Here is a 12,354-nt window from a genome sequence, read left to right as displayed (position 1 = left end):
ATTGAAAATCAATGCGCAAAATATCGTGTGTTCGAGAAGGGTCCCACCCTCGGCCAAGGGGTGTCACCAGGGGGACGGAATTCGTCATAAGCCGCGCCAATCGGCCCGGAAAAGATCAGGGTTTTCGCGCCCTGGATCTTGGCCTGTCTCTTGCCCTGTCCTTGGACAGCCATGGGCAAGATCTGGACGCTCGGAGGGCTGTTGGTGCTGATGACCGTGACCGTGCATGCGGCGTTCGAGGTTTCCTTGGGCGCGACCCCAGGATCGTGGTCCGAGCTCATGGACATCTCGGTCGCGATGAACCGGGTCGATTCCACCGAGCGTCCGGCGCTCATGATCTGTCTCGTCGACGCTTCCGGCCGGATTCAGTGTCATCACAAGACCGGTGTCCTGGTCTGGGCTGTGAATGCGCAGGGTCATGCGGTGTGCCCCGGCGCTGATCGGCGCATCCACACGCAGTGCGATGGGTCCTCCTCATGCAGGTTCGCGGGCGTGGCGGCGCCGGCCGAGTCCTTCGGGCTCCTCGTCCTCCGCCTCGTGCCTCCGGTGTTCGGCGCGCCCCGCCACGACGTGCTGGACGCCGCCGTGTTCACTCCCTCCACCGATGATGACGAGGTTCAGGAGAGCCGGCAAATTCAGGCGGCGCTCCAGGGGCTGGCCCGGTGCATCGCGCCGTCCGGTGGCCGCATCGCGGAGCGCCAGCCGGCTCGGATCCTCACGCGTCAGGCCTGCGAGCGCGCCGCTTGCCGGCTGGGCGAGTCCAGCGTGACGTTGTCCCCCGGTCCGTCACGAACCGCCCAGCAGCCCTGACCGCAACCGGGCGCCATCGCCCGGCCTGACCCCGACGTTCGGCCCGGTCTCGTGCTATACGGGAGACCTTGGACACCGTGGTCTACTCCGGGCTGGTCCTGTTCCTGGCCTACTTCGTCCGGGGCATGGCGGGATTCGGCTCAGGCCTCATCGCGGTTCCACTCCTGAGCTTCGTCTCGCCCGTCACCTCCGTCGTGCCGCTGGTCGTCTCGCTGGACTATCTCGGCTCAGCCAGCCAGGGGATCAAGAACCTGCGCCAGATCGCGTGGAAGGAGCAGCTCGCCCTCGTCCCGTTCATGCTCGTGGGCGTGGGGCTCGGGCTGTACCTGCTCCGCGCCGTCTCGACGGCGGCGCTGGCCCGGGCGCTCGGGGCGTTCGTTATCTTCTATGCGATGTACCAGGTGCTCCCGCTCCCCGCGCTGCGCGGCTCGCGTCTCTTCGCGACCGGGTGCGGGCTACTGGGCGGCCTCGTCGGGACGCTGTTCGGGAGCGGGGGCCCCTTCTATGTCATCTACCTGAACCTACGTAATCTCGAGAAGGCCCCCTTCCGCGCGACCTTCGCGTCGAACTTCCTGATCGACGGCGGCATCCGGCTCATCGCCTACGCCATCCTGGGCCTGTTCCGCTGGGAGACGCTCGTATCCATGGCCGGCGCCCTTCCGATCGTGGCGGCCGGACTCTTCCTGGGCGGCCGCATCCAAACCCGCTTCTCGCAGCGCGCCTTCGTCTGGCTCATCAGCGCATTGCTCATCGGCAGTGGCGCCGGCCTGCTCTTCAAGGGCTGAGTCCGCGGCATGGAGCCTGGCAGCGACAGGCGTGTCGCTCAGTGCTGTCGGCGGTGACATCCCTCCGCGGCGCGCTGCCGCGGACGACGCGTCCGAACCTGCGTGCCTCGTCCATGAGGCTGCCCGCCGTGATCGTCTCCGCCGCATCGATCGGACAACCGGCGACGGCGAGCGCCCGGGCCGTCCAGTTGTTGGAGTTGTCCTGGAGCCGGTACTGGCCGGTGGCCCGATAGAATGCGCCGTGGCCGTAGAGGCTGGGCGCCACCACGACGGGGCGGCCGGAGGCGTCCCGGGCGTAGGTTGCGTGAATGAAGCGGCCCAGGTCCTCGAGGCCCCGACGCGACAGCGGGACCTCGATGATCTTCGATCGGTCGAAGAACTCAGCAGGCGGCGCGTCGAAGGCAGCGAGGTGGAGCACGCTCCCCTTCGAGCTGAACGCCGCCTTCAGGGCGAGCCCGATGGTGCCTCGAGCGGCCGGGTAGTAGTCGGCGTCTCCCCATCCGACCTCGAGGTACCGGAAGCCGCTGAACTCCGCGCTCTCCGGCCAGATCGCCGGCGAGACCTCCTGCCGCTCCACGGCGATGCCGACGTGCCATCCGTGGTTGACCAGGTAGACGAATGCTCCGGATCGGGGAGTCTCCGGCGGCGCGACGGGCGGCGGCGGCGCACACCCGGCGGCGAAAGCGATCAGGAGCAGGCCGGCCAGACCCCTCACGACGCGCGTCGGGTTGAGCGCCGCCTTGCCGTCAGGGCAGATCGATGCGCGCAACCGTGCCGCTCCGGCGGTTGCCCACCCACACGGCGCCTTCGCCGATGGTGATCCACACCGGTCCCTTGCCCACGGGAAGCGGCTTGCCGGCCACGGTGTTCGAGCGGGGATCGATTCTCCACACACTGCCGGACGAGAAGTTGCTCACCCACACACCGGCGGGGTTCACTGCTACCCCTCCGAGGACGCCGTCGACGGGGATGCGCGCCGACACCGTGTTGCTCCGCGGATCGATGCGCGCTACGACGGCGGCGGTGCCCTCGCCCCCCGCGACCCAGACCGCGTCTTCTCCGACGGCCACCCCATGCAACGGAACACCCAGCGGAATTCGCGCCGCGATCCGATGGGTCACGGGATCGATACGGACGAGGGAGTGTTCATGGCGGACGGCGACCCAGATGGCGCCGGGCCCTTCGGCGAGGCCGCCCGGCCACTTGCCCACGCGGACCGTCGCCACCCCCTGGTTCGACCGGGGATCGATCCGCGTCACGGTCTCGCCCTCGAAGTTCGCCACCCACACGCCCGTGGCGCCCGCGGCCACCTGTCGCGGCTCGGTGCCCACGGCAACGGTGGCGATCACCCTGTTCGTGACGGGATCGATCCTCGACACGGTGTTGGAGCCGCGGTTGGTCACCCACAGGGCGCCGTGTCCGAAGGCCATGCCCGCGGGCTGACGCCCGACGGCGATCGGCTCGCCGGCCGGCTCGTTCGTCCCGACGTCGATGCGGCGGACGGCGTCGGCGCCCATCTGCGCCACCCAGGCGGCGCCGGCACCCGCGGCCACGCCGGCCGGCTCGTTCCCAATGGGGATGATCGACGCCGCGATCGGGCGCTCGGCCGTGAAGCGCAGGCTCCTGAAGAACGACTCCGCTTCGGCGTCGAAGGCAAGCGGTGGCAGCCCGCGGAGATAGCGCTCGCTGTAGCTCAGGTCCACCGCGTAACGTGGCCATCGCGGATGGAGGCAGCGCACACCGCGCGCGCTGAGGATGAAGACGGAGCCGGGAAAGCGCGGCACCTGCTCGTCCTCCGTCGACAGCGCGTAGCGGACGCATGTGGCGCCGAGCGCGGGCTCGACCTCGGCCGAGGAGGTGAGCAGACGATGCCGCGCGCTGAGGCGCTGGCCGGGCAGGACCCTGGACTGCTCGCTCCAGCGCTGCAGCTCCGACGCGCTGCGCGGACCGGTGTCTCGCAGATCCCACAGCATCGCGATGGCCACCACCGTGCGCGACTCGGCCGGCGTACTGGGCGGCGTGTCCCGGACGAGCTTGCCGAGGACGAGGACCTGGTTGTCCTCGGCGGCCTCGGGCGGGGCGACAAACCAGTTGGGGCCGCGGGGCGGCAGCACGGAGAAGCCGTCGAACACGAAGGGCTGATCGAGATCGACCACCGGGATGAGCGGAGTGGCGGCGGGGAGAGGGACCGCGCAGCCCGCCAGGGCCACGCAGCCCACCATGACCACGAGGCGGCCGAACGCGCTCACGGCGCCATCGCTCCACGGAGGGTCGGCGCGCGCACGGCCTCCTCGAACCAGTCGAGGGCCCGGCAGTACGCGCGCCCGAGCGTGCGCTCCGAGTCGCTCGTCAGGAAGTAGGCGACGCGCATCTCATCGTCTCCCTCGAAGTAGTCCTTCCAGACGACGGTGGCGTCACGAGTGAGCGCCGCGTGGAATGCCGCGCGCGCCCGGATCGTTCCCTTCATATCGGTCAATTGGCCTGGGACACCCTTGACGTCCAGCCCGGCGATGGCCGTGTCGAGGACGGCGGAGGCGGCCTGCGCGTCCTCCGTCAGCGTGAAGCCGTTGCGCAAGAGAATCCGTTTGACGTCGGTGGCGAGCACGTCGTTGGCCGAGCCGGCCAGGACGATCGGCGTCTCCCGCCCCGGCAGGGTGCCCCACGTGAACAACTCTCCGACGACCGCCGGCCGACCGGGATCGGAACCACCGCGAACCATCAGCCGCGCCGGCGACACCACCGCCTCCGGGGGGCCGGGGGCAGCGCTCGGCGTCTCGCAGCGGAGCTGCAGGCTCGGCTTGCGTCCCGCCAACTTCGCGCCCAGGCGATCGCGAGCCGCTTCGCCGAACGCCGAGCAGCCGTACGTGACGAGGGCGATGAACGTGATGATGGTGGAGCCTGATCTCATGGGCACCCACTCGGCAATCGAGGGGCCCACAGAAAAGCACCCGGACCGTCCGAACGCAAGGGCCGGGTGGACGTCGCGAGCGCCCGCCGTCGGTCATCGTGAGCACGATCTTGCCGACCTGTGTGTCGCTCAGCATGTACGCGTTGTTCGTCCCATTCTCGTTGACAAGGTGATCGCGTAGACGGATCCTTAGCGCCAATCGAAGGCACCCACGGGGGATCTCACGATGATTCACCTCAAGCCCCGCACCATGACCAGGCGTCACCTCTTCACAGTCGCCGGGCTCGGCGTCGCCGCGCTGGTCGCCACGCCTGCGCTGTCCTGCACCACCGTCTGTCTCCTTGACAAGGAGAGGGTCGTCGTCGCGTACAACTATGACTTCCATCCGCCCGAAGGGCTGGTCCTGGTCAACAAGCGCGGTACGAGCAAGATCAGCTCGCTCCGGACTCAGGGGGCGACCTGGGCCGCCACGTACGGCAGCGTTACGTTCAATCAGTTCGGCCGCGACAACCCGATGACCGGCATCAACGAGAAAGGCCTGATGGTCTCCCAGATGTGGCTGGACGAGACCAGGTACCCTCCCGCTGACCCTCGCCCGGTGATCGGTGTGCTCGAGTGGATCCAGTACAACCTGGACCGGCACGCCAGTGTCGCGGAGCTCCTGGCCAACGCCGAGACCGTGCGGCCGGCGAGCCGGCAGGCGCCGCTCCACTATCTCGTCGCGGATGCCACCGGTGATGCGGCGTCGGTCGAGTTCCTCGACGGTAGGCTCGTCGTCCATCGTGGCTCGGCCATGCCGGTCAGGGCGCTGGCCAACTCGACCTACGCCGACTCGGTCGCCGCCTTCGAAAGGGCCAAGAGCAAAGGCGAGGTGCCCACCTCCGTATCTTCGCTCGATCGGTTCGTGCGCGCCGCCATGCTGGCGGGCGGCGGCAACGCCGACCCGATCGCCCGTGGCTTCGAGATCCTTGCCTCGGTCGCGCAACCGAACTTCACGCGCTGGAGCATCGTCTACGACCTCCGCGCCGGCGAGGTCCATTTCAGAACCGAGGGCAATCGGGCGATCCGGCGTGTCGCCTTGGCCGGTTTCGACTTCTCCTGCGGCACACCGGTCAAGATGCTCGACGTGACCGCCGGAGGCGCCGGTGACGTGGGCGCCGAGTTTGTCGACTACCGCCTGGCCGCCAATCTCGCCCTCATCGAGTCAGCCTTCACGAAGACGCCGTTCCTGCGGGAGGTCCCGGCCGCGGCGAGAGACGCGCTGGCCGCGCATCCCGGGACGACGTCGTCGTGCGCCGCGCCAAACTGAACGCCTCCGCGCAGGCGAGGAGACGATGGAGCTCTCTTAGGGTCGGCACGGCTCCCGGCGATCAGCGGTCCATTGCCCGATGCGGAAGATGACGAACTCCGCCGGCCGCACCACCGCGACGCCGACGACGCAGATGAGCCGCCCCTGGTCAAGGTCGCCCGGTGTCATCGTCGAGCGGTCGCACTGCACGAAGAAGGCTTCTTCCGGCCTGCGGCCGGGCAAGCTGCCGGATCGCCACTCGCTCGTCAGAAAGTTCTCCACCGTTCGCCTGATCTTGGCCCAGAGCGGCTCGGCGTTCGGCTCGAAGACGGTCCATTGCGTGCCCCTGTCGATCGACGCCTCCAGATAGATGAAGTAGCGGCGGGTGTTGACGTACTTCCATTCTGGGTCTGCGCTCAACGTTCGCGCGGCCCAGACCCGGAAGTCGCGCGGCCCGAAGGCACGGATGCAGTTGATGGACTCCCCGTTGAGCACCGCCTGCTCCGCCTTGGTGACGTTGTGGTCGAGTCCAACGGCCAGCTTGACCATCTCGTTCGCGGGCGCCTTGCCCACGCCGCGGGCGAGATCGCCCCGCGCGTAGATGCCGGCGACGAAGCCGCTCGGGGGCAGGGACAGTTCGCGGCTGCTCTTGGGGTTCTTCACGCGCACCCACGGGTAATACAGCGCGGCCTTCGCGGAGGTGAAGGTCGCGCGGATGGCCCGGACGTAGTCGATCGACGGCCCGGGGCCTGAGTCCAGGACGGCGAATCGGTACCGCATCCGCTCCGCGTGCTCGATCAGCGCCTTGGCGATGGCCGTTCCCGTTCTGCCGTCCTCATGCCAGAAGGTCGACCCGGGTGCCGCGACGATCGAGATCTCCCCGATGGTTTCGAAGCACTTCAACGCGTTCTCGCAGTCGCGGGCCTGCCAGCGGGGAACGCGCGCGACGTGGAGACGACGTCCGCCTTCCTTGAAGAAGGCGCGCGCGGCATGCCACGTGTAGTTCGGGCTGACGGTGCCGCCCTCGAGCCGAAGTCTGCGGCCGCTTCCATACGTCCGCTCGAAGGCTGTGAGGCTGGTGACGAGGGTCGCCCTCTTGATGGGGCCCTTGGAGCAAGGGCCGATGATTCCGGTCGTGCCGGTCGGCACCCCTTCGATCGGCTTCGGCTGGATCGACATCTCCTCGAGGAAAACGCCCGGCGCGAGATATTCCGGCATCGGTGCCTCCTCAGGCCTGTAGCGACGCTGCGCGAGAGCGCGTAGGCAACATAGCGTCCGTTCTCAGTCACGGCCGGCGTGGGCCGATAGCTTCGGGGGGCCTTAGCAGAGGCCGAGGTTGACGAGCGCGCCCTCGAGGCTCATGAATCTCCTCGGCGGATCTGGCAGAGGGAGGAGCGCAGAGCGACCGTCCCGCTGATCGGATCGGCGGTATCGGGATCGATCAGGTTGTTGTAGTTGGAGCTGGCCGGGCCGTCGGCGTCGTAGCCACCCAGTCCGAGCGGCTCGCAGGCCTGCCACCAGCCGAACTGGGAGCAGACCACCTCCGGAGCCAAGCTCGGGTTGAGCCGCGCCCGCGCCCGCATGGTGGCCTGCGGCGTCTCGACCACCACCCAGTCGCCCCCGGCGATGCCGCGCGCCTGCGCGGCCTCGGGATGCATCTCGACGAGCGGGTCCGGGCTGTGGCGGCGCAGGCGCGGCAGGCTCCGGTGCTGGCTGTGGCAGAACTGCACGACCTTGGCGGTGGTGAGGCGCAGGGGAAAGCGACCGGCCAGGTCGGGCCGGCTCACCGGGCTCGCCGCCGGCTCCACGTAGTCGGGCAGCGGCGCCTGTCCGTGCTCGAGCAGCTGCGCGGAGAAGATCTCCACCCGCCGGCTCGGCGTGGCGAACCCGGCGGGGCCATCGGCGCCGGTGGCGGCATAGCGCTTGTACCGCGCCGCGATCGGCACGCGCACGCCGCCCGGGCTCGCACGCAGCTGCTCCAGCGTGACGCCGGTGGGCTCCAGCGCGAAGCGGTGCCCTGCGTCCTCGTTGCCGCCGAAGAACTGCGCGTCCAGGCCCAGGCGCTTGGCCAGCTCGCAGACGATCCAGGTGTCCGAGCGCGCCTCGCCCTGCGGCGCCACGACCGGCCGGCGAAGCTGGACGAAGTTCTCGCCGTCCTGCGTGGGACCGAAGCCCACGCGCAGGCCCTCGCGCTCCCAGGCCGAGGATACCGGCAGTACCACGTCGGCCAGCGCGGCGGTGGGGGTCAGGAAGAGATCCGCGTAGACGAGGAAGTCGAGGCTCGCGAGCGCGGCGCGTGCCGTCGCGGCTCCCGGCGCCGAGAGGAGCAAGTTCGACCCGAAGCCGACCATGCCGCGGACCGGGTAGGGCGTGCCGTGGAGCATGGCGCGGTACACGTCGGCCGCGGTGGCCCAGCCCTGGCGCGCCGGGCCCAGCGGCCGCTCGGCGAGCCCGATGGCCTTCGCGCGCTGGGCCTCCGGCAGCAGCGACAGCGGGGCGAGGTCGTTGACGGGCGGGCGGCTCGGTCTCACGTTGCCGCCCGGCGCGTCGAAGCAGCCGGTGAGGGCGTAGAGCAGCGAGAGCGCCCGGACCGTCTGGGTCGCGTTGGTATGCTGCTCGAGCCCGGTCCAGTGAAAGTACGACACCGGGCGTCGCTCCCAGAGGATCCGTGCCGTCTCGACAATCTGGCCGGCGGGCACGCCGGTGATGTGGGTGACGCGCTCGGGTGGATACTGCCGGCAGAGCGCGGCGTAGGCCTCGAACGCCGGCGCGCAAGAGACGGGGCCCGACCGGGTGGGGCAGGTCACCGTGCCGGAGAGCAACGGGTCCCCGACGCGCTCCGTGAACCGGCCGGCGGCCGGATCATATGGGACCGGCCGCCCGGCCGCTCGATCCCACGCCACGTGGTGCGCGGGATGGCCGCCGGCGGAGAGATCGCCCGCGATGAGCAGCCGGCCCGTGTCCTGGCGCACGAGCAACGGGCCGTTGGTCCAGTCACGAATGAACTCGCGATCGTACCAGCCCTCGGCGAGCATGACGCCCGCCAGTCCGAGCGCGAGCGCGCCATCGGTGCCCGGCCGGACGCGCAGCCACTGATCGGCCTTGGCCGCGGGCCCCGCGCGCCGCGGATCCACCACGACGAGCGCGGCGCCGCGCGCCGTCGCCTCCGCTACCGCGGTGGCCTGGGCCAGATAGGCGGTCGAGGGGTTGTGGCCCCACAGGAGCAGGCAGCCAGCGCGATCGAAGTCGGGGGTGCCGATGTCGACGCCGAAGGTGAACGCGGTCGCGTAGTCGCGGTGCCAGGCGCACAGCTCCTCAGCCCAGACCATGTTCGGGCTGCCGAAGGTGCGGATCAGACGATGGATCCAGAGGAACCCGTCGGACACCGCGGTGCCGGACGGCGTCGTCACGGAGAACGCGACCGCCTCGGGCCCATACCGTTCGGCGATCGCGCGCATGCGCTCCGCGGTGAAGGAGAGCGCCTCGTCCCAGCCGATCCGCGTCCAGCCGGCGTCGGGGTCGGACTTCGGCCGCGTGCGCCGCATGGGGTAGAGCAGCCGGTCGGGGGCGTAGACCAGTTCAGGCGCCGCGCGGCCCTTCACGCAGAGGCTCTCGCCGGTCGGGTGCGAGGGATCGGGCTCGACGGCTACCAGTCGGCCGTTCTCCACCACCGAGACGCAGCCGCAGCGGGAGCGGCAGAGCGCGCAGAATCCCGGGATGCGCTCGGTGGTCATTGGGTCACCGCGCCCATATTCATTCCCGTCTCGTGAGGGATCCATCCATGGAGCTGCGCTCCTCGCCCCCAGAAGATACACGATCAGGACGTCGACGAGTGGCGAAGAGCGTAGGAGGCAACATAACGTCCCTTTCTCCTCACGGCCGGGCCGATGGAGGAGCATCCAGAGGCCGCCCCGCGCTGCGGGCAGTCTTGAGAGACCTCCGAAGTGCTATGGTTGGCAGGAGTGGCCGAGCGCTACCTGGCGAAGGCGCAGGAGGTCTGCGAGCGAGTCGGGCTCGAGCCGGACCCGCTCATGGTACTACCATTTCTCTGCTGAGACGTACACGAAGGAGTCCCACATGACGATTGCTGAATCGCGCCCGCCAGTTTCGCCGGGCGAGCCGGCGCCCGACTTTACTCTCCCCGCCGTGGACAGAAAAGAGACCGTGTCGCTGGCGGACTATCGGGGCCGGAGCCCCGTGTTCCTCGCTCTGCTCATCGGGCTGTGGTGCCCCTTCTGCCGGCGGCAGATCGCGCAGATGGGGGCGACCGAGGGCAAGCTCAAGGCGCTCGGGGTGGAGTCGCTCGGGATCGTGGCCACCCCGCCGGAGAACGCCCGGCTCTACTTCAAGTTCCGCCCGACCCGTCTGCGCCTGGCCGCCGACCCGGAGCTGGCCACGCACCGCGCGTACGGCCTGCCCAAGCCGGCCCCGACCCCGGAGATGATGAAGGAGATGGCGTCGGTACGGATCAATCCCACCGGCGAGTTCCCCGAGCCTCTGCCAATCGCGGAGGCCGCCGCGGCCGTCGGGAAATTCGACGGCTACACGAACAACGAGACCGACCAGGCAGACCTCCAGCGACAGTGGCCCCAGCTCAAGGGCCAGTTCCTGGTCGATCGGGACGGCATCGTCCGGTGGGCCAACATCGAATGCGCGACCGAGGGCCTGGCCGGGGTCGGGAAATTCCCCTCCGAGGAGGAGATCCTCACCGTTGCGCGCGCCCTGCCGCGCCGCTGAGCGCCGCGCTCACGCAGTGCGCGTCTTGAAGTAGGAGCTCTTCAGCACGATCTTGTCGTGCTCGAACGTGAAGAGGTCGCAGCCGTTGACCGCGGCGTCGCGCCCGGCTTCAGCGGCGCCCGCTGGCCAAGAGCATGTCGACCTCCATGACGAACCGTTCTCTCACGGCGAACCCTCCCGGGCGCCGGCGCACCTCGGCGCGGATGCTCTCTCGCGCGTCCGGCGGAAGCTCACAGTGGGCGGGTGACCACCATGCGAATACCCGGCTCCGGGCGAAGCGTGACGTATGGTGTGGGGGTGACATACTGGCCGGGGACGAGGGCGAGGCGGTAGCGCTGGGCGATCGTGGCGAGGATGAGGACGGCTTCCATCGTGGCGAACGCGTTGCCGATGCACTGGCGCGGCCCGCCGCCGAACGGGAAATAGGCGTAGCGCGGGAGCGAGCGGGCCCGCTCGTCGGCCCAGCGCTCGGGGCGGAATGTCTCGGGCTCGTCGAACCAGCGGGCGTCGCGATGCACGATCCACGTGGGCATGACGACGATGACGTTCCGCGCGACGGGATAGCCGGCCACCTGGGTGGGCCTTGCCGCCTGTCGTCCCATCACGTACGCCGGCGGGTAGAGCCGCATGGACTCGGTCACGACCCTCTCCGTGTACGTGAGTCTCGGCACGTCGGCCAGGGCCGGGGCACGACCGCCCAGGACAGCGCGCAGCTCCTCGGTGAGCCGCGCCTCGACCTGCGGGTGCTGGGCGAGGAGGTACCAGGTCCACGATAGAGCGACCGCGGTGGTCTCGTGCCCCGCCATAAAGAGGGTCATGGCCTCGTCGCGGACCTGCCGGTCGGTCATCCCCGTGCCGTCGTCGGCATCCTGAGTGTGCAGGAGGATGGAGAGCAGGTCGCCGCGGTCCTCCCCGCTCGATCGACGCGCGGCGATCATGGCGTAGATGACCTGATCGAGGCGCCGGATCGCCCGGGCTGATCTCAGATTGGCCGGCGTGGGCACCCAGTCCGGAAGCAGCCGGAAGCTCCGCAGGCGGGCGCCGAAATGCTCCGCGAGCGCGTTCGCCGCGTGGCCAACGGCGCCGGTCTGGTCGGAGACGTCGGCATCGAAGAGAGTCTTGGCGACGATCTCCAGGGTCAGCGCCATCATCTCGGCGTGAATGTCGACGACCTGGCTGTCTTTCCAGTCGGCCAGGCGGCGCTCGGTGTAGGTCGTCATGATCTCGCCGTAGCCGGCGAGGCGCTGGCGGTGGAACGCGGGCTGAACGAGCCGGCGCTGGCGAAGCCAGGTACTGCCCTCGGAGAGCAGGAGGCCCTCGCCGAGCAGGGGTCGAAGCAGGCGGGCGCCGGGACTCTTCACGAAGTCCCGGCTTCTCGTCACCAGCACTTCCTCGATGGCCTCCGGATGGTAGAGCAGAAGCGCGCGGCGGGGCCCGAAACGTATCGGCACGACGTCGCCGTAGTCGTGCGCACAGGAAGCGTAGAAGGCAAGCTGATCACGTTGAAAGTCACCGAGGCTTCCGAGGAGGAGGTGTCCCTTCGGACCCCGCGGCAGCGTCCTGATGCTCATTCGGCGGTTTCCCGACCAGCGCTGATTCTAGTCCCGGGTTGCCCGAAGCGCTACGAGCGTCGGGCAGGAGTGTAGGTCAGTCATCTACAGAAGGTTCAGAACTGCATAGTGCCCGTTTGACGCCGCCTATGTCGACAGCGCCCGGCAAAGCTCAAGAGCGCGTACCAATCTTATTTTTTCATGAGAAGTTCAAGCCCATCGGCGCATGCTCGGGCTACAGCATAGCCAGCCTTTTCTTGCCCGGGCATCTTGTCC

10 protein-coding genes are annotated in these 12,354 nt (G+C 69.2%); 4 read left to right on the top strand and 6 right to left on the bottom strand.

What is annotated here, in order from left to right:
• The first annotated feature begins 171 nt into the window (after positions 1-171).
• Together VGT00_10600 and VGT00_10595 are read left to right on the top strand one after the other, a co-directional pair.
• A complete protein-coding gene (locus VGT00_10600; GenBank protein HEV8531855.1) occupies positions 172-810 on the top strand; it encodes a hypothetical protein in 639 nt (212 codons plus the stop codon).
• A gap of 77 nt (positions 811-887) precedes the next feature.
• Positions 888-1,595 carry a sulfite exporter TauE/SafE family protein gene (locus tag VGT00_10595; protein HEV8531854.1) on the top strand — a complete coding sequence of 236 codons (708 nt, stop codon included), beginning with the start codon at positions 888-890 and terminating at the stop codon, positions 1,593-1,595.
• Here the strand turns inward: VGT00_10595 and VGT00_10590 are convergent.
• The 3 genes from VGT00_10590 to VGT00_10580 are packed head-to-tail and all read right to left on the bottom strand — an operon-like array spanning position 1,585 to position 4,503.
• Positions 1,585-2,364, bottom strand: a complete 780-nt coding sequence (locus tag VGT00_10590; GenBank protein ID HEV8531853.1) for a DUF2459 domain-containing protein — start codon at positions 2,362-2,364, stop codon at positions 1,585-1,587. The two genes, VGT00_10595 and VGT00_10590, sit on opposite strands and share 11 nt — an antisense overlap.
• Positions 2,342-3,844, bottom strand: coding sequence for a YncE family protein (locus VGT00_10585; protein HEV8531852.1), 1,503 nt, complete (start codon positions 3,842-3,844; stop codon positions 2,342-2,344). Before VGT00_10585 ends, VGT00_10590 begins: the two co-directional genes overlap by 23 nt.
• Complete coding sequence (locus VGT00_10580) at positions 3,841-4,503, bottom strand: hypothetical protein (protein HEV8531851.1); 663 nt, start codon at positions 4,501-4,503, stop codon at positions 3,841-3,843. Before VGT00_10580 ends, VGT00_10585 begins: the two co-directional genes overlap by 4 nt.
• Before the next feature lie 226 nt (positions 4,504-4,729).
• Between VGT00_10580 and VGT00_10575 the strand changes: the two genes are divergently transcribed.
• Positions 4,730-5,812, top strand: coding sequence for a linear amide C-N hydrolase (locus VGT00_10575; protein ID HEV8531850.1), 1,083 nt, complete (start codon positions 4,730-4,732; stop codon positions 5,810-5,812).
• A gap of 36 nt (positions 5,813-5,848) precedes the next feature.
• Here VGT00_10575 and VGT00_10570 read toward each other — a convergent pair whose 3' ends face one another.
• Complete coding sequence (locus VGT00_10570) at positions 5,849-7,009, bottom strand: phage tail sheath subtilisin-like domain-containing protein (GenBank protein ID HEV8531849.1); 1,161 nt, start codon at positions 7,007-7,009, stop codon at positions 5,849-5,851.
• 140 nt (positions 7,010-7,149) lie between these two features.
• On the bottom strand, positions 7,150-9,525 hold the full coding sequence (locus tag VGT00_10565) for a molybdopterin-dependent oxidoreductase (GenBank protein ID HEV8531848.1): 2,376 nt from the start codon (positions 9,523-9,525) through the stop codon (positions 7,150-7,152).
• A 343-nt stretch (positions 9,526-9,868) separates the two neighbouring features.
• On the opposite strand from VGT00_10565, the gene VGT00_10560 reads away from it, so the two are divergent.
• A complete protein-coding gene (locus VGT00_10560; protein ID HEV8531847.1) occupies positions 9,869-10,528 on the top strand; it encodes a peroxiredoxin-like family protein in 660 nt (219 codons plus the stop codon).
• Between the two features lie 230 nt (positions 10,529-10,758).
• On the opposite strand, the gene VGT00_10555 is transcribed toward VGT00_10560, so the two are convergent.
• Positions 10,759-12,099, bottom strand: a complete 1,341-nt coding sequence (locus VGT00_10555) for a cytochrome P450 (protein HEV8531846.1) — start codon at positions 12,097-12,099, stop codon at positions 10,759-10,761.
• Positions 12,100-12,354: the final 255 nt, after the last annotated feature.

Source organism: Candidatus Methylomirabilota bacterium, assembly GCA_036002485.1.
Taxonomy (GTDB): domain Bacteria; phylum Methylomirabilota; class Methylomirabilia; order Rokubacteriales; family CSP1-6; genus AR37.
Note: the sequence above shows the minus strand (reverse complement) of the source record. Positions and strands in the feature narration are given on the sequence as shown.